The organism is Bacillus massilinigeriensis (genome assembly GCF_900111815.1).
Lineage (GTDB): Bacteria > Bacillota > Bacilli > Bacillales > Cytobacillaceae > Mesobacillus_C > Mesobacillus_C mediterraneensis.
In genome coordinates this window covers 1,332,719-1,354,936 of record NZ_LT630004.1, presented here as the reverse complement: position 1 = coordinate 1,354,936, position 22,218 = coordinate 1,332,719, and the positions used below count along the sequence as shown (strand labels likewise).

Annotated in this window: 18 protein-coding genes; 5 read left to right on the top strand and 13 right to left on the bottom strand. The window is 39.6% G+C overall.

Annotated features, from left to right (window positions below):
• Window positions 1-11: 11 nt before the first annotated feature.
• The gene (locus BQ5796_RS07130) at window positions 12-1,691 is read right to left on the bottom strand and encodes a DUF6044 family protein (protein ID WP_071459600.1); all 1,680 of its coding nucleotides are present in this window, start codon (window positions 1,689-1,691) and stop codon (window positions 12-14) included.
• Between the two features lie 415 nt (window positions 1,692-2,106).
• Here BQ5796_RS07130 and BQ5796_RS07125 point away from each other — a divergent pair, with 415 nt between their 5' ends.
• Both BQ5796_RS07125 and BQ5796_RS07120 read left to right on the top strand, forming a co-directional pair.
• On the top strand, window positions 2,107-3,855 hold the full coding sequence (locus BQ5796_RS07125) for an AAA family ATPase (RefSeq protein WP_071459599.1): 1,749 nt from the start codon (window positions 2,107-2,109) through the stop codon (window positions 3,853-3,855).
• A 297-nt stretch (window positions 3,856-4,152) separates the two neighbouring features.
• Complete coding sequence (locus BQ5796_RS07120) at window positions 4,153-5,460, top strand: hemolysin family protein (RefSeq protein ID WP_071459598.1); 1,308 nt, start codon at window positions 4,153-4,155, stop codon at window positions 5,458-5,460.
• 48 nt (window positions 5,461-5,508) lie between these two features.
• Here the strand turns inward: BQ5796_RS07120 and BQ5796_RS18270 are convergent, their stop codons facing one another.
• From BQ5796_RS18270 to BQ5796_RS07110, 4 genes are all read right to left on the bottom strand, one after another.
• On the bottom strand, window positions 5,509-5,664 hold the full coding sequence (locus BQ5796_RS18270; protein WP_200792868.1) for a hypothetical protein: 156 nt from the start codon (window positions 5,662-5,664) through the stop codon (window positions 5,509-5,511).
• Between the two features lie 177 nt (window positions 5,665-5,841).
• Window positions 5,842-5,991, bottom strand: coding sequence for a hypothetical protein (locus tag BQ5796_RS18080; RefSeq protein ID WP_159430983.1), 150 nt, complete (start codon window positions 5,989-5,991; stop codon window positions 5,842-5,844).
• Window positions 5,992-6,188: 197 nt separating this feature from the next.
• Window positions 6,189-7,424: a helix-turn-helix domain-containing protein gene (locus BQ5796_RS07115; RefSeq protein WP_071459597.1), complete on the bottom strand. Its 1,236-nt coding sequence runs from the start codon at window positions 7,422-7,424 to the stop codon at window positions 6,189-6,191.
• A gap of 152 nt (window positions 7,425-7,576) precedes the next feature.
• Window positions 7,577-8,845: a S8 family peptidase gene (locus BQ5796_RS07110; RefSeq protein ID WP_071461194.1), complete on the bottom strand. Its 1,269-nt coding sequence runs from the start codon at window positions 8,843-8,845 to the stop codon at window positions 7,577-7,579.
• Window positions 8,846-9,498: 653 nt separating this feature from the next.
• Between BQ5796_RS07110 and BQ5796_RS17800 the strand changes: the two genes are divergently transcribed.
• A complete protein-coding gene (locus BQ5796_RS17800) occupies window positions 9,499-9,636 on the top strand; it encodes a BA3454 family stress response protein (protein ID WP_097677985.1) in 138 nt (45 codons plus the stop codon).
• A gap of 32 nt (window positions 9,637-9,668) precedes the next feature.
• Here the strand turns inward: BQ5796_RS17800 and BQ5796_RS07105 are convergent, their stop codons facing one another.
• The 4 genes from BQ5796_RS07105 to BQ5796_RS07090 all read right to left on the bottom strand — a co-directional run bounded on the left by BQ5796_RS07105 (window position 9,669) and on the right by BQ5796_RS07090 (window position 12,363).
• Entirely contained in the window at window positions 9,669-10,070 is a 402-nt protein-coding gene (locus BQ5796_RS07105; RefSeq protein ID WP_071459596.1) for an anti-sigma regulatory factor, read from the bottom strand.
• Window positions 10,071-10,073: 3 nt separating this feature from the next.
• Window positions 10,074-10,430, bottom strand: coding sequence for an STAS domain-containing protein (locus BQ5796_RS07100; RefSeq protein ID WP_071461193.1), 357 nt, complete (start codon window positions 10,428-10,430; stop codon window positions 10,074-10,076).
• Window positions 10,431-10,638: 208 nt separating this feature from the next.
• The gene (locus tag BQ5796_RS07095; RefSeq protein WP_071459595.1) at window positions 10,639-11,439 is read right to left on the bottom strand and encodes a C40 family peptidase; all 801 of its coding nucleotides are present in this window, start codon (window positions 11,437-11,439) and stop codon (window positions 10,639-10,641) included.
• 207 nt (window positions 11,440-11,646) lie between these two features.
• Window positions 11,647-12,363, bottom strand: a complete 717-nt coding sequence (locus tag BQ5796_RS07090) for a DUF421 domain-containing protein (RefSeq protein ID WP_071459594.1) — start codon at window positions 12,361-12,363, stop codon at window positions 11,647-11,649.
• Between the two features lie 276 nt (window positions 12,364-12,639).
• On the opposite strand from BQ5796_RS07090, the gene BQ5796_RS07085 reads away from it, so the two are divergent.
• On the top strand, window positions 12,640-12,942 hold the full coding sequence (locus tag BQ5796_RS07085) for a HesB/YadR/YfhF family protein (RefSeq protein ID WP_083413063.1): 303 nt from the start codon (window positions 12,640-12,642) through the stop codon (window positions 12,940-12,942).
• Between the two features lie 168 nt (window positions 12,943-13,110).
• Here the strand turns inward: BQ5796_RS07085 and selB are convergent, their stop codons facing one another.
• Window positions 13,111-15,006 carry a selenocysteine-specific translation elongation factor gene (gene selB, locus BQ5796_RS07080; RefSeq protein ID WP_074033916.1) on the bottom strand — a complete coding sequence of 632 codons (1,896 nt, stop codon included), beginning with the start codon at window positions 15,004-15,006 and terminating at the stop codon, window positions 13,111-13,113.
• 290 nt (window positions 15,007-15,296) lie between these two features.
• On the opposite strand from selB, the gene BQ5796_RS07075 reads away from it, so the two are divergent.
• Entirely contained in the window at window positions 15,297-16,721 is a 1,425-nt protein-coding gene (locus BQ5796_RS07075; protein ID WP_071459593.1) for a polysaccharide deacetylase family protein, read from the top strand.
• 27 nt (window positions 16,722-16,748) lie between these two features.
• Here BQ5796_RS07075 and BQ5796_RS07070 read toward each other — a convergent pair whose 3' ends face one another.
• From BQ5796_RS07070 to BQ5796_RS07060, 3 genes are read right to left on the bottom strand one after another with little or no spacing between them, the layout of a single operon-like run.
• Entirely contained in the window at window positions 16,749-17,810 is a 1,062-nt protein-coding gene (locus BQ5796_RS07070) for a DUF3900 domain-containing protein (RefSeq protein WP_071459592.1), read from the bottom strand.
• A 21-nt stretch (window positions 17,811-17,831) separates the two neighbouring features.
• Complete coding sequence (locus tag BQ5796_RS07065; RefSeq protein ID WP_071459591.1) at window positions 17,832-20,969, bottom strand: AAA family ATPase; 3,138 nt, start codon at window positions 20,967-20,969, stop codon at window positions 17,832-17,834.
• Complete coding sequence (locus tag BQ5796_RS07060; RefSeq protein WP_071459590.1) at window positions 20,966-22,111, bottom strand: exonuclease SbcCD subunit D; 1,146 nt, start codon at window positions 22,109-22,111, stop codon at window positions 20,966-20,968. Before BQ5796_RS07060 ends, BQ5796_RS07065 begins: the two co-directional genes overlap by 4 nt.
• Window positions 22,112-22,218: the final 107 nt, after the last annotated feature.

The following is a 22,218-nucleotide window of genomic DNA, read 5'->3' as shown; positions in this document are numbered from 1 at the left end:
CTCCTCCGTTGCTATAGTGCTCTATAGAGATGAATTTTCCAAGCAGAAGTTTTAGAGTGAAATACTTTTTCAAGAATCAGCTCGTTATCCTGTGCATTTTCAATTGGCAATGCTGAAAAGATATAACGGCCGCCCATCTTTTTGAATTGATCGATATTGTATTCTAAATGTTTTACTGTTTTTTTAGAAGTTTTCTTAAAAGCATAATGTTTGCCGAGTTCCGAACTGAACAGGTAACAGCGCCCTCCCCAATCGTCAAAGTAAACCTTAAGCTGCTTACTTTTCTCCAATTCCTTCGAGATAATTTTTCGAAACTCACTTTTATAGGATAATGGATAAAAATTGTTATACGTATCCAGTGTATAAAAACCATTGTATTGAGAGATTGCCGGGTGAATACCAAAACTTGCCACTCTATAGTCCTCAAGTGGAAGACCAATATACTCGCGTATTTCCTTAAACTGTTCTTCGGCATAAAATTCCTTCACACTCGGTTTTTTCCGATACACAATTTCATCATTTGCAAGGAACAGTACAATAATTTGCAAAATGGCAATTGGAATGATCACTCGCTTCCAACCACTGCCTTCATTCCATAGGATTTTTAAGGCTAATGCAAAAAGAACATATAAAAGAAAAGGACGAAGAAAATGGAATCGGGCAAAATTAAAGGTGTCCAGAAAATGAAAGCGCTCTGTAAGTGGAAGCCAGCCTTTGAAGAACCAGAAAGAATACCAGAACGACAATGCAATATTCAATAAAAAAAATGCTAAAAACCGATATTCCTCTTTCCATTTATGCCGCTTCCAAACAAGCACAAAAGCAATACATGTAATTGGTAGAATGATAAGAGTATGGATTGTCAAAACATGCGTATGTCCAAAAACATAATTTTTTAACCCGAGCCTTAAAGAATGGAAAAAATCCAATCTGGCATGAAAATATTCATCCCTGCTGTTTGGTTCATGATCAAATAGGAAGGAGAATACGAGTCGGTAATCTAGAAGCAAGTAGACACCTGTCATATAAGCAATAGAAAACAAAAAACTCCAATTCCATCCTTTCCCCCTTACAACATCCACTACCCAAAGTATCCCCATTGCAGCAAGAAAAAAGAAGAATCCAAGGACAATGCTTGAATAAAAAGGGAGCAGTGTTAATGCGGCATATTCTTTCCAGCTTCCTACTTTATTCCTTATATTAAGAAAAGCCCAAAGTGCCAGCGGCATACCTAGAGTGCTTAGCATTCCGGAAGGCCAGAAAGGTGTCAGAGAAAAAGCTAGCGATGTCAATATGATAATTGGTAAAGCTTCTTTACTTTTTAGGAAGTGCTTTTTCAATAACAGGTACATACCTAAAAAAGCAAAAAGCCTAGTGATTGCCTGACTTAAGAAATAAGCAGTCATTGTTGGGAATAAGGTGTAAAGCCAAACGATAAGAGAAAACTCAGTTCCAAATGCATTTCTTTGAAGCTCGCCATTTATAATTTGAGGGATGCGCGCATTCACATCTCCCATCAACTCACCGCTGTTAGCAAGAACCTTATACCAGGCAAGGTTAGAATCTAGATTGTCATGTACCCTGATATGGGCATTTTCTCCAAGAATCAATAACGGCGAAAGATACAGTAAGAGAAGAGCCATTGCCCCTGTAATCCACCATTTTTCTTGTTTCTGTCCAAGTGAAACCATCTTTACACCCCCTTAATCCTTCGGGAAAGCTCGTTACTAATAAGGTTTGCTAAGTTTGCACGTTCTATTCCGCTTTTCTTCCTGTGATAAGCCGGTGATAAGTTAGGTTTTTGAAAACAAATGTAGACTTCGCCTTCCGAAGAGAAAATTCGAAAGATGCCTTGAAAGATTACCTTACAAAACTCAACAAAGAAATTGAGACTATAACACATACCGATAATGATTGACAGTTTTGTGTCAAGGCTTTCTTTTTAAGATAATCAATAAAACCCAAGCTCTCCGGCCTTTCTGGAGAGCTTTTTTCCATTTTAAACATGTAAAAGAGATTTTCATTAATTTACCACCCGTTTTTTCCGATATTCCTATTTATAACTTGACTTTATTACTTATAATGGGAAGTAGATTTAATAAGGAGATGGGTAATGTGAATTCCAATACTTCCAAACGTCTCGTGAAATTTGTCCCCTTGCTAATTCTGGCTGCGATTGTCATCATTGCTACAACAGTTTGGTTTTTCAGAACCTCCAGCCAGGAAATATCCGTCCCTTTCTCAACTATGGCAAATAAGATTGAACAACTCAACGGGAGTCCCGCAACACTGACTGAAAAGAATGATGGAACGCTCGTTTTAGAAACTAAAGACAGGATCTCCTATGTTTCCCAGGTTCCTCCCGAAAATACAATGGTAGAAAAACTTGTCGCAAATAACAATGTTAACTATAAATATTCTAATGGAAGCATGTATGGTACATGGATAGTTGCCGGTGTGCTTGTATTAATGGCCGCTACAGCAATTGTGATCCAAAGAAAATCTGGTGGAGTAGGGACGGCAGGTAAAATGAAGTCAGGTATTGCAAAGCCTGTCCCCCTTCCCGATATTACGCTAAATGATGTCGGGGGATTGCAGGAAGAGATGAAAGAAGAAATTCTTCAAACTTTATCCATTCTTAAAGACAAAGAACGCTCTTCAAGAATGGGCATTAAACCGCCAAAGGGCATACTTCTTTACGGTCCTCCTGGAACTGGTAAAACCCTGCTAGCACAAGCAATTGCACATGAACTCAATGCAAACTTCTTTTCGGCAAGCGGATCTGCATTCAATGAAATGTTCATTGGTGTCGGAGCTGCGCGTGTCCGGAGCTTGTTCCAAAATGCCAGGAAACAGACACCCGCAGTAATCTTTATTGATGAGGTTGATGCCCTAGCGGGTAAAAGAAAACCGCATGGCGGCGAGGAAGCGGAAAAGACACTGACTGAACTGCTTGTACAGCTCGATGGTGGACACACAAATGACGGTATTCTTTTCATTGCAGCTACCAATAGACGCGATATGCTTGATGATGCCTTCCTTCGACCAGGCCGAATTGACTTCAGCTTTCAAGTTCCGCTTCCTGATATGAAGGGGCGACAGGAAATTATCTCTATTCATGTTAAAGGGAAAAATATTGCAGAGGATGTCCTTGATTCTCTTGATCATTTAGCAGAGAGCACATCAGGCTTTTCCGGGGCAGAACTGAGTTCTTTATTTGATACTGCTAGCCGCAGGGCACTTCGGAATGGCCAAGATATTATTACTAATAGTGACATAGACTATGCGCTTGACCGCACCATTCTTGGCAATTCAAACCGTCCCCTTCAAGATTTGGAAACAAAGCGTAGAGTGGCCATCCATGAAGCTGGCCATGCGCTCGTATCATCTGTAACCAAGCCAGGCTCTGTCAGAAAAGCAACCATCATTCCTCGGGGACAAGCACTTGGATATGTAGCTCCGATTCCGAAAGAACTTCAACTTTCTACCACAAGTGACTTATTGGATCGGGTTGCTATGATTCTTGCTGGTGGTGTAGCAGAGCGATTGATTTTAGGTGAACATAGCATCGGCGTCAGTGGTGATGTGCAGCAGGCAAAAGAAATTATAGAAAGAATGGTTGATACTGGTCTACTTCAGGACGGCTTTACTCTGACATTCAATAAGAGTGACAAGGAAGCCAAGATGCAGGAATTGTTCCATGAAGCACTCGATAAGTCTGAACTAATTATCCGTTCACACGAAATTCAGTTCCGTGAACTTGTCGAAGCGCTGCTGAAAAAAGAGACATTGGAAGGTGATGAAGTAGAAGAGATCGTTCATCAGTCCCAGCCAATTGACGCTCTTTTCGCCTAATAAATGGATCTAACTCTTATCTTGCCGTTAATCCGGCAAGATTTTTTTCTTTTTTTTGATGTTTTGAAACTTGTTGTGTTTTCTCGGTCTATCAGAGGGAATAATCTCAATACCATCCTCTTTCACTTAGGTTGTTTGTCCAGCAATAAGCAAAGTATTATACTAAGATAAGACCTTCACCTTGTAAGCGTGGAGTGCTAGATGATGGAGGAAATCCTGGTTCTCAACAAATAACAGGAAAATAATATGAATGGCACTATTGCACAGGAGGTGTAAGCCTTACTATAAGGCGATAATTTGGAGATTTTAAACTTAATCCTTGTCTTTTTATTGATTGCATTAACAGCATTTTTCGTTGCAACCGAGTTTTCAATTGTTAAAGTAAGGACATCTAGAATTGATCAACTGATTGAAGAAGGAAACAGAAATGCGATTGCTGTAAAAACCGTCATTACCCATTTGGATGAATACTTATCCGCTTGCCAGCTTGGTATCACCATTACTTCTCTTGGCCTAGGTTGGCTTGGGGAACCTACTTTTGAATATTTGTTTCACCCGCTGTTCAAAAGTTTGCATTTGAACAACTCGGTTGAGGACATTTTATCGTTTATACTGGCTTTTGCTATCGTTACCTTCCTTCATGTTGTTGTAGGGGAACTGGCTCCTAAAACAGTTGCCATTCAAAAGACCGAAGCAATGACCCTTTTGCTCGCAAAACCGATCATATGGTTTTATAAAATTGCCTATCCGTTTATCTGGCTTCTTAATACTTCAGCACGTGGGGTTACAAACCTTTTTGGCTTAAAGCCTGCTTCTGAGCATGAAATAGCACACTCGGAGGAGGAGCTTCGAATCATATTATCCGAAAGCTATGAGAGCGGAGAAATTAACAAATCAGAACTGACTTATGTAAATAATATTTTTGAATTTGACAATAGAATTGCCAAGGAAATTATGGTCCCACGGACAGAAATTGTAACAATTTCAATTGAGGATACGCTTGAGGATATCCTTGCAATAATTCAGGAAGAACAATATACAAGATATCCAGTGGTTTGCGGTGATAAGGATAACGTCCTTGGCATGATGAATATTAAGGATATACTTGTTGCATCAATCAGCAAACATAGACCTAAGAATACGGAAGAACTTTCCCAGCTAATCAAGCCGGTCATTAGGGTAATCGAAACGATACCAATACATGACCTTTTGTTGAAAATGCAGCGAGAGCGTACCCACATGGCAATCTTGATTGATGAATATGGTGGTACTGCAGGTCTTGTTACTGTTGAGGACATATTAGAAGAGATTGTCGGAGAAATTCGTGATGAATTTGATGCTGATGAGGTTTCTGAAATTCGCAAGCTTGGCAATTGCCACTATTTACTTAGTGGACGAGTATTAATGGAGGATGTAAACGACCTCTTGGGTATTCATCTAAATGAGGACGAGGTCGATACAATTGGCGGTTGGTTTTTATCGCATCAATACGATGTTAAATTAAATGATGAGATACGGGAGGAAGGCTACATTTTTAAAGTAAAAGAGATTGATGGGCACCATATTGTATATATTGAAGTGACAAAGTCTGGAGACCATGGATGATCTCCAGACTTTTTTCGAAAGAAATCCGCTTCAAGAGAAGCGGCAATTTCATGGACAATAGGCGACAATGATCATCGCTGCCCTAATTAGTAAGATGTCTTCTTTAATTAGATTTTTTACAGATTTGTCACTGCATCTTTCGTAATCATGGAGAAGTCGGCCTAGCTCCTCCCTGAAGATAGTTATTTCTTTGACCTCTGCCATAAGTTAACCCCTTTGTGATTGTTTAAATCCACACGACATGACAACAAACGGACTAACTAAACTCATGGCAGCCTTTTAAAAATTTTCCCAACAATCATATTCACGGCTGCCGAAAAAAACAAGCTGCAGTAGTAATGAATACCCTTGAAGTAAATTTAATAAACTTGACGGAAAGCATTACCAGTGACGAGTAGCTTCTAAGAGCTGGTCGATTTCAATGTTTTTCATTACAACAGTATGCTTATCCTTCTCCATCTCCATCTCCATCTCCATCTCCTCTGTAGCTTCCAGCAACTCTTCAATCTCCTCCATGCACAATAACAACATTGCTGGCCCTCCCCTTTACCTCACTTTTTCATATAATGCCAGTACACTATACCATTCGTAGGATCTGACTTATTTAGGGGGTATAATGGAAAATTTTGCATAAAAAAAAAGACCCCTAAAGGCTGGGTCTTTTTTTGAAACTGTTCCCTCTTAAATTGGAGGCTGAATTGGCACCATTGCAGTTTGAATTGTTTTGTTCATCTTTCTTCCTCCCCCTTAGTCAGTTTTTCTAAATATAAGACTGCTTTTTCAGCATTTCCGATGTTTCGGTAATGATCATAAAGCAGCTTATAAAATTTGGATTGGTCAACGGTATATACATTATAACCATCGACTGCTGGTAAAACCTTTGTCTCTAGATACTCAACCGATTTTTCTGGCGACTCAATTGCTAACAAATAGTAGGTAGCAAGAATCTGGTATCTTTTAATTTCAAGCTTTTTAGCTAGTTCACGCACTTTGATAAAAGTCTGTTTCGCTGTACTTTCATCAAGGTAAAACTCCGTTTCTCCTATTGAAAATAGGGCTATTAAATAATTGTAACTGTTGGGTTCTTGAAGCTCGAGGCTCTTTCGATAATAGATCTTTGCCTTACTAACTTCATTCATTCTTTCTTGCAGATAACCCATATTTTGATAAACAGTAGCTTTCATCATTGTATTATCCAATAAAGAAAGATTTCTAATTAAATGCTGATAGCAATTTAAAGCCTCTTGATATATTTTTGAATGTGTGTAATTTAATGCCATTACCATTAGTGTATGTAAGATCCTGATGAAGTTATGACTATTTTTGAAAGATTGTATTGCCTGATTTCCAAAGAATATAGCATATCCAACTTTATCCGATGATGTTTTTGTAAGAGTTAAATGATAATATAGTTCTCCTCTATCAACTACATCGTTCCAGCAATTTAGAAGATCTTCTAATAATTCTTCGGCTTTCTGATTATTTCCTTTTTTTAATAATAATACTGCATTCAAGTAGCGAAATAAACTATTTTCATGTTGGGAAAAATTTTTCTTTTGTTTATTAAGCATTTCTTTTTGTTGCTGTGCCTCTTCAAGCTGCTCGGTAAAAATGAAGTATCTTAGCTTTGTAAGTTCATATAAGTATAGGGATGATGAAAACGGAATGACATTTTCCATTTCTTTCATCTTTTCCATAAGCTCTGAGGCTTCTTCTTTCAAATGATAATCAATAAGTTCATTCAGCTCTGTAAGTTGCTCTTTTATTTGGCCTTCGTGCCCCTGAATTTCTTCTTGGTCGATTCCAAGACGCTCAAGAAGAAGTTTTAGCGTTTCTTGGTTCGCTTCCTTGGAATTTCCTTCTATTTTGCTGAGATGTGGCACAGAACAAATCCCTGCCGCCAGTTCCTTTTGTGTCAAGCCATGCTGTGTCCTATAATATTTAATTAGCGGACCGAATTCCAAATGTGTTCACCTGCCGTTTCTTATAAATGTAACATTTTTTTCAGGAAGGTAAACAGTAAAAAAGTCCTGTTTTTCTAATTTTTCAATTTTTTCTTAATATTAAGGCTGAAAGCAGCCCTATTTAATACTTAGGCTGCTTCCTGCTAGAAATTTTATTTTACTCTCGGGAATCCAAAACCAGAAGCATAATCATCACCAGTTCCTGCTCCTGTGCCACCTTTAATATCATATAGCTTCGCACGTTTTTGCAGCTCAGCACGCATCTGAACATTTGTCAAAGATTTGTTTGAAGACCAAATCTTAGCAGCAAGACCTGCAATATGTGGCGTGGCCATGGAAGTTCCGCTCATCGTTGTATAGCCGCCAGTAACAGATGTTGAATAGATGTCACCACCAGGGCCTGAAAGCTCAACATCTTTTTCCTGAATGATATAATCTCCATCCGTATTTGGATTTCCTCTGGATGAAAAGTCTGAAACACTATGTGTGCCATTGACAATAGAATTATCTAGTGAAGCTACCGCAACTGAATTGACAAGTGCACCAGGGTATCCAATCGTATTTGCACTTGGTCCGCTGTTTCCTGCTGCAGAAATGACTAACACGCCTTTATTGTAAGCATAATCTACTGCACTAGCAATCATAGTATCTTTCGCATCGGAACCGAGTGACATATTGATAACAGCCTTTGTGCCAGTACGTGCTGCTTCATCAGCAACATGGCGAATTGCTGCCGCAATATCATCAGGATAACCGGAGCCATTATCATTCAATACTTTGTAAGCCCAAAGTTCTGATTGAGGTGCTACTCCATAAATACCAGTTCCTGCACTTCCAGCATTCGCAAGCACGGTGCCAGATACGTGTGTTCCATGTCCTTGGCGGTCAACGCAAGAGCCGTTAACGATAGGAGCGCTTGTCTGAGTGAAGTCCTTACATTGTTCCATATTTCCTACAAGATCAGGATGATTGCGGTTTACCCCTGTATCCAACACGGCAACCTTGATACCATCTCCTCCGGATGTAGAGGTAATATTCTGGTCATTATAGATGGCGGCAATTCCCCATGGTGTTTGGTCGGAAGGTGCTGCCTTCGGTTTTGTGATTACTTTCTTTCTTTGGATAACAGGATCTAGGCTAACTTCTTTAATAGTTTCTATTTTTAAATTTTTGTTTTTCTTTAATGCTAGGTATTGCTTAGCATTCACAGTAGTCGTAAAGCCTTCCCCACCAAAGTCCCAGCGTTTTCCATAATTCTTCTGAGCCATAGACTTAGCAGCTTTTTCCCCTTTGATTAGCACTCGATAGCTGCTATCCTGATTTACCTGCTCCTGTTCCTGTCCAAATGCACTTGTTGTAAAAACAGATGCTGACAACATGACGCCTAGTAGTGCACTATTTAATACCTTTCTTCTCCTCAAACCCTTCACCTCTTCCAAAAGTTTAGCAGCATCGGTTGCTGCATTTTTATTATAATTATAATTTTCGAAATTCCGCAATCACTAGCTTATTGAATTAGTTTGGGAAAACCCTTCCGACTTTCAGACTATTTTCATAGAGGAATAACTTTCCATGTTTAAGAGAAAAAAAGATAGATTAGCATTTTAAAATAGCGAAATATTGTTTATTTCATTCCCGGGGACATCAAGACTTTCGCCTCTCATAAAGAGTTTCTTTAGATATGCTTGAGACCCTCATTGCTGGTTTCACTGAAGAACGTAAACACATTTGTCTATTTTATTCAAATCAAGCTGCCGGAAGGATTTATAGCCGTCTGGTTTCAAAAATACTTGCTATTGAACCTTGTATAGATGGCATAAATAAGCTTTCCATATAATATCATTCCGGATTGTAGCAATTTGTCGAATTTGGGAAAGTTACTCAAAATCATGGACCTAGACCAGGGGTTCTTCGAATATTTGTTGCTTGTATTTATCATCAGTACATTGTTTTATTGCAAACTCAACTTAGCTTTTCTTCAGGGTTTAAAACTATTAGGTTATTGGTATATATATATCACGTAATTACTAACCCCTTGTGACCAAATGAACAACATGAAAGAAGGAAGGAAAAAATGAGAGAATTCACTGTAAGTATTGACCTTGGAGGGCAAAAATATATCACAAATGTTATTGCCTCAACAGAGGCGACAGAAGATGAAATTATTAACATTGCACGGGAGCAAGTACGAAGACAATGGGTGGATATGTAAAAGGCTGATAGAGGAATTCCTCCATCAGCCTTTTATTTTGTCCATTTTAATGCAGTTATTTTTGTTCCTTCTCCAGGAACTGATTCAATACTAAAGGTATCCATTAACCGTTTGACACCGGGAAGACCTGCACCAAGTCCATTTGAGGTGGTATAGCCATCTTCAAGCGCCTTCCTTATATCATCAATCCCCGGTCCCTTATCCTCTGCAATAATCTCGAGACCTTTCTTCCTGTTCTCTTCCTTGATTGACAGCCTTATTTCCCCATGGCTAGCGTACAGATAAATATTTCTGGCAAGCTCCGAAATCGCGGTTGTAATTCTCGACTGGTCCACAATGCCAAAATGGACTGCTTTTGATAACTCTCTTCCCTTTTGGCGTGCAACTACTATGTCAATCTCATTATTAATGACAATCCGTATCGTTTCGCCCATACATCAGCCCTCTAATAAACGATTCAAAATAAGAATGCCTTGGTCAAGATCCATAGCTGTGTGCACATTATCAAGAGTGATACCAAGCTCAATCAGCGTGATGGCTACAGAAGGCTGAATACCGCTTAGGACTGTTACAGACCCCATCAAACTAGTCATTGTCACGACGTCTCCTAACACTTTAGCAATAAAAGAATCAACCATATCAACAGACGTCAAATCAATGACAACGCCTCTAGCATCTGTTTCTGCAATCTTGTTCAGCAAATCTTCCTGAAATTCAAGAACAGTCTGATCATCAAGTTCCACCTGGATCGATACCAATAAATATTCTTTAATCTTCAATATTGGAATTCTCACTGTTCTTTTGCCTCCAACTCTTTTATTTCTACGATCAACCCAGTTGCTGAGCATTTACAGACATCTTACCTAATAAAGAAAAAAGCGTGCATATATGAATGCAATCGCTTAATAGAATTATATGTCAAAGAGCATTCAGTTATCAAATTTTAGGGCTCTATTCATATTTAATAGAGTAATGAGAGCTAAATCCCTTCAAATATCTTACTTACAATGCCGCCTTTGCACCAAGATAGCGTGCCTTCCAATAGCTGTTGCCCATATCACTGATTTCGACTCCGCGCGAAGAGCCAGCATGAATAAACTTATTGTTACCCAGATAAATCCCTGCATGCGAAGGACCAGTTTTATAAGTTTCGTAGAATACGATATCCCCAACGCTTGGTGAAGATACTCTTGTTGTTGCATTCCAAATGGTTGCAACAGTTCGAGGAATGAAAACTCCTACTTTGCTATAAACATATTGCAAATATCCGCTGCAGTCGAAGCCGGAAGGTGTACTTCCTCCCCATACATATGGAACACCGATATATTTTTTTGCTTCTAACACTAGTGAATTTACTTTGGAAGAAGATGGAGCGGGCGAGGATGGCGTTGCCGTCACATTTCCACTAACCTTTAAAGTTTGTCCAGGATAAATGGTATCGGATGATAGATTATTCAGCGCCTTTAATTGGCTGACAGTCATAGAATAATTTCTAGCAATATTCCATAGTGAATCACCACTTTTTACTGTGTAAGCCGTAGATGTAGATGCTCCCTGTTGTTGGGTGCCTGTGTGAGAATGAGGAGCAATCGTTGTCAATTTTTGATTGACATAAATGGCAGAAGAGCTGAGCCTATTCCATTGCTTTAGGTTTTCTACCGTTGTACTGTATAATCTGGAAAGACTCCATAATGTTTCTCCGTTTTTAACAGTATGAATCTGTTCATGGGCACTTGCCGTCCCGTTAAAGCTAGTGATCAATACCCCTGCAATAGCAGCAGCCGTTACTAGATGTTTTTTCATGATAGCAACTCCTTAATAGTATTACAGAACAATACTATCGCTTCAGTTGCCTCCATGGTATATAAAAAAAGTGGCTTATCCACCACATTTTACCATCAACATATCAAAGCTTCTCTTGAAGAAAATGGCTATACTATTGATAAATAAGGGATTCCAGCTTTTTTCTTCATATTTGAAATTTTTATGTAATATTAGTGTAATGCAATCTTAATGTTTACCTTTTTCTTGACCTTGCTTTCTCTCTCCATCATCATATAGGTCAATCTCCATTTTTCCTTCATTATCAACTTGACCTATAAACACATCTTTTACACTGATCCCCTTTTTTCCGAGTTTATCGTAAACCCATTTCTTACTCCTACCAGCATCCATTAGCGGGCCATCAAGAATATAACCGTCCATGATAATGATATGGGTTTCCTTTTCCTTCTCTAAGTGCATATTAAAATCACCGGGGGTTAACGGCTGTTTATTGCGTTTTAGCAAGACACTCAAATCTCCTTTCGGCTCCAGAACCGCCAATTCTACATCTCCATAATCAAATACTCCTTTTTTTCTAAGAAGCGAAGATAATTCATCAATCGAGTATTTTTCTTTTCTTAAATTCTCTTCTAATACTTTTCCCCCTTTAATCAGTATGGTTGCTTTTCCCTCCACGGTATCACGAAAACTCTTACTTTTAATCGACAATACATCCACGAGGTAAGTCAATACTCCAAATATAATTATTGCCGAAACTCCGTGCATAATATTATTTTCAAGCCCCATTATTACTTCCCCTGCAATACTTCCAATTGTTATTCCAGATGCGTATTCAAAAAATGAAAGCTCTGCAAGCTGTTTTTTCCCTACAAGCTTTGTTATGACAAAAAGCAGAAATAAAAATATGAAAGAACGAACGACTATACTGGTATATTCCGGCAAACATATCTCCCCCATAACAATAATGACATTATTATGCGAGCTATATGGAATATATATACAGAGAGAAAAATTTTACTTTTAGATTGTAGATTATTTGTAACAATACTTACATTTGCATTCCTTCAACAATTTTATAATGAATTTATAAGTACAATAAATGTTGGCTTGTCGAAATGAACGCAACAAAAAGCAAGGGCTCAAGCTATGAGAAAGAAGTCAAGGGAAAAAGCTTTCTGCTATGATGTTTTACTATAAAAATAGGTTGAAGGATGGTGCATGGAAATGATAACTATCGATGACAGAGCTTTAGGTTGGTTCGAACGGGAATTTGATGCCCAGAAACCATATACAATCCGACTATATCCACAATACGCAGGCTTTGGTGAAAAAAACAAAGGATACAGCCTTGCTTTCTCGATAGAAGAACCAGCAAATCCATCCATACAGCAGGAGCAAAATGGTGTCACCTTTTTTGTAGAAACAAACGATCAGTGGTTCTTCGACGACACGGATGTAGAATTGAAGCTTTGTGAAAAATCGAATGAGATATGTGCTCGCTATAAAGAAATTCAACATTAATAATCATAGGCGTGTGTTTTGCAATTCTTTTGCTAACACAAAGTACATTCAAGGATGCCGCTGAAAAAGTCATGCTTCCATCCAAGTCGGATGGAAGCATGACTTTTTTGTTGTAGGCAGAAAGAAAGTTTCATCTAATCTACAATTTTTTCTGTTGCCTCAATAAAGCTAGCGTCTTAAAGGATTTGGAAGCCAAATTCTCTTATTTCCAGCTCTTTTTGTATAGTTCAAGCTGTCTAATCTTTCAAGGAGCGGAATGAGATACTTTCGGGATAACCCTAAGATAGCTTTTGCATCGCCAACCTCAAATTCTGTCCCGGTTCCACGATTCAATTTTTCAACAGTGCTGTCAAATAACTCTGAATGCCAGTAGTACTGCTGATCAAGAGGAACAATCATGCGACTCTCTTCCAGAAACTTTTTTAGCTCACCAGCAATATGCTCTGGTATACCAGCATCCTTGATATAATCCGAAAGATAGCGGACATGCAAACCGTCATGTTGAAGAGCTGTTAACATACCTTCTGTCCGTTTCTCCCAATTTTTCGGGACATGAGGTTGGAAAGATAAAAGTTTGACAAATTGCCCTTCCCGGTTAAAAAGTCCCTCACTCAATCCTTCTTCCAATACAAATTCTAGAAGAGTACGCGGGAACATTTCCTGCAACGGTTGTAAGAGCTCTGCCTTATTCACTCCCTTGCGCATCGGATTATGGCGGTGAAATTCATCTAGCCTATCCTCAAGATCATCTTTCATGGCATCAACAAGACTTCTAATCGTAAATTCCTTGCTGTTGACTTTAACGATTGTTTCACTTCCGAGATAATCTTTTAAGATACCTTCATCCAATGCAGTTCGCTTACTCAATTGGGCCAAGGATAGTATCTTGCCTTCAAATAGCGCTGCAGCTATCCGTTCGGGTGGAGTGCCAACCTTCTTTTTTTGAAGCTCTTTGATTGTCTTTTCTCCATATCTGTACTTGTTACCACGCGGGTCTATTACCCAGCCGCCGCCAATTGTCTCTTGAGGACTTGGTCTTCTGATAATAAACCGGTCCCCGCGCTTCGTAACAATTTCTTCGTCGAGTCTTAGCTGGCAGAGAATTTCTTCTGTATTCTCCTTGAGCTCATTTCTATCAAAAAAGACAATCCTGCCCATTACTTCTGCTGTTCCAATATGGCATTTGACAGGAGTTCTCTGCTTGACGAGATACTCGAGATCACCAGCCGTTACAATAGCAACATCAATCGTTCTTGTAACAATAAATCTATCCGAGGATACTAGGACATCGCCTCGTTTTAGTTCTTCTTTTGAAGCCCCGGCTATGTTAATTGCAACACGTTGGCCTGCAAAAGCAATGTTTGCTGCTTTGTGATGTACCTGAAGCTGCCTTGCCTTCACCTCCAGATTCCGCGGCATGACCCTCAACATCTTCCCTTCCTCCACAGAACCTTCGAAAACTGTCCCCCTTACAACCGTTCCCTGTCCCTTCACAGTAAATACCTGGTCAACCGGAAGCCGGAATGCTCCTCTGAAATCCCGCATTTCCCGAGACTTCAACATAGTGACGATCGTTTGTTTTAGTTCCTCTGTCCCCTTTTTTTTAATGGAATCGACAAGCAAGAAAGGGGCATCCTGAAACACGCTTCCTTCTAGCTCCGCCAGAATATCATCCTTAACGAGCTCAATAAACTCCTCTTCAACACGATCAATCTTCGTGATTGCAATAATGCCTGATTCAATGCCAAGGAATCCTAAGATATCAAGATGTTCTCTTGTTTGAGGCATGACGCCCTCATCTGCAGCCACAACAAGGACTACTAAATCAATTCCAGCTACACCGGCAATCATTTGTCGGATAAAACGCTCGTGTCCTGGTACGTCAACAACAGATATTTGAACATCATCATCTTCGTAAAGAGGAGCAAAACCTGGTTCTATTGATATTTGCCGTTCTTTTTCCTCTTTCAACCGATCTGTGTCCACATTAGTCAATGCTTTTGTAAGCGAAGTCTTTCCATGATCAATATGTCCAGCCATTCCAATGGTAAAATATCGTTTCACCCTGTAGCCACCTACTTTAAATTCTCTTCTTTTCCTACTTTATCGCTTAATGGTCAGGAGTTCAAGAAAGCATCATATCCTTACAGAAACTTTCTTAAACTGCTAAAAAATCGGTAAAAATACCCGATATTTAGAGGGAGTATATTTTACCAGTATAAATGCATTTTTCCCTCCTCTATTTTTTGAAGATATGAAAATAAAAAAGTAAACCCTTTAAGGTACGGAGCTTTTCCAGTCCGATTTAGAATTGGAATGGAAACCCCATTCAATAGAAAATGAAGGATGATAGCATGAAACCATCGAAGTATACAACACTGACTTTAGTACTGGTACTTTTAGCAATAGGATTGATTTACCTCATCAAGTTCAATCTGGCAGAAAAAACAGCAGCGGGAAAAATCAATAATACCACTCTTGAACACTCTAAGTATGAAGGAGTGGACATCAAATCAAATATTCGGGATGAAGATACTTTCCATAGCGCCGTCCACTTTCCAGTATTTCAAAAGGACAGCTTAAATAAAAAGATAGAAAAATATATTATCGATGTTCAAAATACATTCGATCATGACGTTGAAATAGAAAATCCGAAAAGACTAAAGAAAACTCCTGCCACATTATTATTATCATTTGAAATATTTAAAGGTTGCGAAGATTTATATTCTATTGTTTTTACTGAGGAAAGCTTTATCAATGGTGCGAATGGACATAGCAACACCAAAGTTTTTATTGTAGATACAAGAGAAGGCAAGTTCATTGACCAAAAGTTATTGTTCACTAATTTTAAAGAAAACAAAAAGCAGCTATTTCAAATTCTGGACAGACAGTTTAGAAGCTCAATAGAAATACGCGGTTACTATTTTGATGAGGCTCTTTACGAGCATATCGTTCAAAACAATGATATTTCCAATATGTATTTAACGGATAAAGGCATTCATTTCAAATTTGGAAAATACCTTGTCACCGCAGGAGCTGCAGGTATGCCGGAAATAACGGTAACGTGGGGAGAGGTATGCGAATTATTGGGGAAAGAGTGGAAGAACAGGCTAAAAGTAAAAGACGAACCGAAGCCTAACAGTGCTAAACAGCCGCCTGGAAGAAAAGAAAACGAACAAAACAACCTTAAAGATAATCAACACATTCAGGATAGTGCAACAAAACAGCCCGCCAAAAAAGTGGCCCTGACTTTCGATGATGGACCCCACCCAGTCAATACTCCAAAAATTTTAGAAATGTTGAAGATGTATGATGCAAAGGCAACCTTTTTCATGCTTGGAAGCCGTGTGGACTTTTACCCTGATATAGCCAAACAAATCGCACAAGAAGGTCATCAACTAGGAAACCATACTTGGGACCATAGAGATATGACTACACTTGCTCCCATTGAAGTTCAAGATGAAATTCAAAAGACAAACAATGCAATTGCAGCAGCAACAGGAACGCCTTCAACGGTCTACCGTCCTCCGTATGGAGCTGTAAATGACCAGGTAAAGAATTCAGCTGGCGGAGAACCTGTTCTTTGGACAGTCGATACGCTTGACTGGAAATCGAAAAACCCTGAGCAAATCCTATCAATTGTTAAGGCTAATACCCAAAATAATTCAATTATTTTAATGCACGATATCCATCCAACAACAGCATCAGCGCTGGAAAAAGTACTTGAATTCCTTAAAACAGAAGGTTATGAGTTTGTCACAGTATCAGAATTAAGTTAAAAAAGGAAGCAGCGCCGCTGCTCCCTTTTACTTTCTATCTCTTATTCTTTCCATCACTGTTTCTACTTCCACTGGCTTCACGAATTCGACAGGAGAGAATCCTTTTTCAAATACAACCGAATCGCTTTCTATCATAAGGATATACTTTCCCTCTGCCTTTGCTAAATGGATGCTTTCCCCAAAATCGGATAGAAGCCCCTTCACAGAAACGTGGTCCAACTTCATTTTCAAGTCCAATTCAGGAGCATGCTCCATTATCTGAGCTGCCGCTTCCATTACCTGCTCAGGCTCAAATCGTTCCTGCAGCTCTCTTTTTTCACTAGCTGCCCATATTTCCATTGAATTTTCCAATTCGTTTCTTTCATCACTCTCTGGTTCATACATGTCTTCCATTTGATGCCGAACCATCTCTATCACTTGAGTCTTTACAATTTCAGGCATAGATTCCCTGAATTCAACATATTTCAGGAAATCTTCAAAGTAACGAGAATGGGAAGCTTGATTGATCTTTAATTCCCGGTCCTCTATCATCCCTTCTTCTGGCATGAAAGGATATACAATCGACTTCATTCCTTTTGTGGTAATTGCCATTTCTACATTGCGAATTAAGGTAGATTCATCGGAAATGGCGGCAACTTTAGGTTCAAAGTCACATTTTAATATGAAGATAAAGGAATCATCAAAATACTTCCGAAGTTTTGAACGAGCAACAATGAACACTCCCCCTCTCACTGCGCTCGTTTCGATATACGCTTTCGCAAACTTTTGGCTTTCTTCCATAAAAGACTCTTTGGATTCAGCCCTTCTTGCTTTTGAAAATAAGTTGTAGTTTGGATTGGAGCTTAAATCATGCCCCTCTTCCACAATAAAATATCCGATTTTTGTGGGAACATCTTCTGTCTTAGGATGGCGTTCTGCTTTCCTTTTCATGATTTTCGTAAATTCCCCATTAAGAAAATCTTTCAGCGAGCTATCCTCGTATTCTTCTTCCGTCAATGTTTGAAAGTGTTTGCAGCGCTTATCTGCCTGCTCGCCTTTCCCATCCACTGTTACGAGATAAAATGACAAAAACTGCACTTGAAAATCCATTTACTTTCTCCCTGCACTCTATTAAATGTTAGTTAGGACAAACTCTGTTCGACTTCCTGCTTGTGTGGATATGACCTCGAGCCTTGCGTCAATTCTTTCCTTTAACTCGGGAACGTGAGAAATGATGCCAACTAGCCGCCCGCTTGTTTGGATATCAATTAGAGACTCGATAGCCTGGTCAAGCGACTCTGGATCAAGTGTACCGAATCCTTCATCTATAAACATCGTTTCAAGCGAAACTCCCCCTGCATAGCTTTGAACAACGTCCGCAAGGCCAAGGGCAAGTGATAAAGAAGCTTTAAAGCTCTCCCCTCCTGAAAGGGTTTTTACATGGCGCTCTTGTCCCGTGTATTGGTCAAATACGAGCAACTCTAGGCCGCTTTGTACATTACCTTTCGAACGATCTGTCTTCCGGATTAAATGATAGCGGCCTCCAGTCATTTTTGCCAGCCGCCCGTTCGCTTCTGCAAGAATATCATCAAGGAAAGAGGCAAGCACATACCGTTCAAAAGTGATTTTATACGTATTTTGTCCCCTTGAAATATCAGCAAGATGGCCAATCAATCGATATTGCTCCTCTAGTCCATGTATTTTCCCATTGAGCTCTTCTACAGCAAAGACAATACTTTCATTATTTTGCTTTTTAAAAGCTAACAGCTTACACTCTTCATCAAGCAGCTTTCTTTCTTTGTCCTTGTTATTCAGTTCTTCCCTTATTTTTTCAATGTTAGGGGATGGAATGCCCTTAAGCAATTTTTCCAGGTTGTCCACTTGATCGCTAACGGATCTCCATTCTTCTCGGTAAGCTCTAGTTTTAGATTCCAGTTCGGCAATTTTCTCTGAAGAAACCTTAGAGGCATGATAGCTCTGATAGGTTTCAAAACCCTGTGAAATCATATTTTCTTTGAACTGCTGCCGCTCCACTTTGAGTTCTCGCATTCTTTCTTCGAGCTGTTTCAGTAGCTGTTCCTTCTTCCCAATTTCGGTTCCAAGCTGTTCTTTTGTTATCTGTGCTTGATTTTGAACTTTCTCTAGTTCATCCATCATTTTTTGGTAGGCTGACTTAGCTTCCTTAAGGCTATGTTCATACTCCATTAATGAACGAAGATTTTCAGGCAGTGTACGTACCAGTCGGTCGAGCATTGCTGCTTTAGCACTATGTTCATTCGATAGAATATTAATGGCTTCCCCAATTTCTTTCATTGCTTCTTCCGCTTTTGCGAGTTGCTCCTCGGTAGCATCCACTTCTTTTTTTATACTCATAGCGTTCCTAGCAGCAGTATTTAGTTTATCGACTGTTGTTTTTAAATCGAAAACCAATACTTCCGCGTTTGCTATTTCCTTTTCAATGGTACTCTCTGAAAAACCCGATAGTTCCTTAAGCTCGCTCAACAACTCTATCCCTATTTGTTTCAAACCTTCATAACGGGATTGCAGACTGATGTATTGCTTCTCTGCTATAGATTTTTCCCTTTCTAGGAGACTTGAATGCTGCCTGGCGGCCTTTAAGTCTTCCTGGCTGACTACAATACTATTTATCTTATGTGCTGGTGATGGATGATCAGCAGAACCGCAAACAGGGCAACGGTGTCCTGCTTCGAGGGAAGAAGCCAATACAGATGCTTGGGTTTCCATCCAGCGCTTCTCTAATTCTTCCACTGTTAATTTCGCATCCTCAAGGCGTCTGCAGGCATAATCATACTTTTCCCTGCTGCTTTCGACCTCCATCACTACGCTTTGTTCTTTCTCGAAATGAGCGCTCATTTGAGACAATTTTTTTAATAATAGTTCTGCCTTATCTAATTCCCGTTCTTTTTCTATTCCATTGAGTTTAGCCGCTTCGGCCGCTTCTCTATTTTTTCTTAGATATATTAATTTTTCAGAAAGAGCCTTCCATTCTTTTTCGGCTTTCGTTTTTGCTTGCTGTTTTCTTTTCAGTTCAGAGGACAAGTTTTCTGTCCTATTCTTCATTTCTTCAAACGCTTCCACATCGCCGCGTATATGTTCAAGCCAGCCGATTTTATCGAAAACAGCTGTTCTCTCAGCCTCTTTGTTCGCTAGCTCCCCAAGGATACTTTCCAGCTTTGTTGTCTGCTTTTCCAAAACTACGATTTTTTCATCGGCCCTTTTAAGCTCGCTAGTAAGAGCATCTGCTGTTTTCTTGAGCCGGTGGCATAGCTCTTCCTGGGTAGAAAGGAGTTCTGCCTTCCTTGCTCTTTGACTCGCTGCTTCCCATTCTGCGATTTCAGATGCCTGACTTTTAAGAACTTCCCTTCTATCCTTTAGCTTTTGAAGAGTGTCCAGCTGTTTTATTAACGATTCCGCCTCATACAGCTTTTTTTGTAGCAGGTCGCGTTCTGCGAGTTTATGACTTCTTTCCTCTTCTAATTTATTTAAGTCATCAACCATCAATTCGAGCTCTTCTTTGATAAGTGGAATGAGCAAATTATCATTGGTACTCTCAGATTCGATAAGGCTTTTCAGTTCCTCGCTTTTATAAGCATTCACTTTTCTCAATTCATTGTTGCGGCTTTCTACCTGTTTTTCAACTAGTTGCTTTAAGTTTGCAGCATCCTCCTTCAGCCTCTCCTCAATTCTCTTATAGATGCCTGTATGAAAAAGCCGTTGAAGAATTACTTCCTTCTCTTTGCTATCAGAAACAAGTAATTTACGGAACTCCCCTTGTGGAATCATTAGAATTTGCCTGAACTGGGTGCTATCAATGATCATGATTTCACGAATTTTCTCATCCACATCCCTCACGTTTGCCGCAAGTAACGTTTCCTTGCCGTCCCGATTGATTAATACTAACTCCGCCTTCGCTCCGACAGTTGTAAACCCATCACCACGTTCTTTCCGCTTTTCCTGTTGGGGTGAACGATTGATTCTATATATCTTTCCTCGCACCATAAATTCAAGGGACACTTCCGTCAATAAACTATCCATGGCGAATTGGCTTCTCAAGTCGGAGCCGCTTCTATCTTCACCACTTGCTTTCCCATAAATCGCATAGCTGATTGCATCAAAAATCGTTGTTTTACCCGATCCAGTCTTTCCGGAAATAACAAACATTGTCTTGTTACCGAGCATGGTAAAATCTATTGTTTCAGAACCAGCATATGGTCCAAATGCTTGCATCGTGAGTTTTAACGGCTTCATTTCACTGCCTCTCCCTTCAAGATGGAGTCCATCACACCAGCCATTACTCTCCGTTTTTCTTCACTAAATTCAGCTGTAGTCATTTCACGATAAAACTGTTCAAATAGCTCTAAATCTGACTTTTTTTCTGTATTAACGTTAGAAAGTTTATTCTTTTCCTTCTTATCTTTCAATTCTAGCTTTCTTTCGAGATGAAGGACATTAGGGTATACTTGGCGAAGCTTTCCGATAGGGTCAATTAACGAACCTTCATCAAGCAAGGTGATCTTCAGAAAGTCATCCGTTTTTTCTTTTTGATAGACAGCGGGGTCGAGAAGTTCGTCCAAATATCCCGCGAGCTCCCGCATATCCTGCTTTGGAGTTAGGCTCTTGCTTCTTGTTTTGAATGTACCGTCTTCGTTCATTTCGATAATTGCAACAGCCTTTCGCTGTTTTGCTTCGGAGAATGAATATTTCATTAAGGATCCAGAGTATCTGACCTTCTCATGATTGATAGCATCCGGGCTATGCAGATGACCGAGAGCCGTATAAGAAAATGGCTCAAAAAGTTCTGCCGAAACACAGCCTGATCCCCCTACAGAAAGGATCCGCTCCGAATCACATGTCACTCCGCCTTGCACAAAAGCATGGCCAATAAGCACGTTCGGTTCCCTGTTCTCCATTTTGTCCTCGATGTTTCCGATAATACGTTTCATAGCATCTTGGTGCGAATGGATGGAAGGATCATCAAAAAGGTAGCGGACAGTGCCAGGTTCTGCATAAGGGACAAGGTGAAAATGAACTCCATTGATATGGATCGGCGAAGGATTTTTTTCCAGCTTTCCCGATAGATAAAAATGGTTATGACGGTACCACGAACTTCCAAACGAAAGCCTCTCAGCGCTATCATGGTTTCCTGCAATCGCGATAACAGGCGTATGATGTCCCACATTAATTCGGAACAAAATTTCGTCAAGCAGTTCCACCGCTTCAACTGGCGGAACAGAACGGTCATAAAGATCTCCAGCGATAATGACAGCATCCGGCTGTTCCTCCGCTACAAGTTCTATAAACTGATCTAATACATGGCGCTGATCTGACGTCATGTACATTCCGTGGACTAGCTTTCCTAAGTGCCAATCTCCTGTATGTATAAATTTCATGGAATTTCCACCTCTTTTTGAATTGCTTCGGTCTGTTCCAAACTTACTTCTAAACTAGCATTATAGCAAACAAAATCACAAAAAAGAGTCGACAGAACCTTTGTTCT

Coding starts and splice junctions, on each gene's coding strand:
- BQ5796_RS07130 (WP_071459600.1), bottom strand. CDS start 1,691: ATGGTTTCACTTGGACAGAAACAAGAAAAATGGTGGATTACAGGGGCA.
- BQ5796_RS07125 (WP_071459599.1), top strand. CDS start 2,107: ATGGGTAATGTGAATTCCAATACTTCCAAACGTCTCGTGAAATTTGTC.
- BQ5796_RS18270 (WP_200792868.1), bottom strand. CDS start 5,664: ATGGCAGAGGTCAAAGAAATAACTATCTTCAGGGAGGAGCTAGGCCGA.
- BQ5796_RS18080 (WP_159430983.1), bottom strand. CDS start 5,991: ATGTTGTTATTGTGCATGGAGGAGATTGAAGAGTTGCTGGAAGCTACA.
- BQ5796_RS17800 (WP_097677985.1), top strand. CDS start 9,499: ATGAGAGAATTCACTGTAAGTATTGACCTTGGAGGGCAAAAATATATC.
- BQ5796_RS07105 (WP_071459596.1), bottom strand. CDS start 10,070: ATGGGCGAAACGATACGGATTGTCATTAATAATGAGATTGACATAGTA.
- BQ5796_RS07095 (WP_071459595.1), bottom strand. CDS start 11,439: ATGAAAAAACATCTAGTAACGGCTGCTGCTATTGCAGGGGTATTGATC.
- BQ5796_RS07085 (WP_083413063.1), top strand. CDS start 12,640: ATGGAAATGATAACTATCGATGACAGAGCTTTAGGTTGGTTCGAACGG.
- BQ5796_RS07075 (WP_071459593.1), top strand. CDS start 15,297: ATGAAACCATCGAAGTATACAACACTGACTTTAGTACTGGTACTTTTA.
- BQ5796_RS07070 (WP_071459592.1), bottom strand. CDS start 17,810: ATGGATTTTCAAGTGCAGTTTTTGTCATTTTATCTCGTAACAGTGGAT.
- BQ5796_RS07065 (WP_071459591.1), bottom strand. CDS start 20,969: ATGAAGCCGTTAAAACTCACGATGCAAGCATTTGGACCATATGCTGGT.
- BQ5796_RS07060 (WP_071459590.1), bottom strand. CDS start 22,111: ATGAAATTTATACATACAGGAGATTGGCACTTAGGAAAGCTAGTCCAC.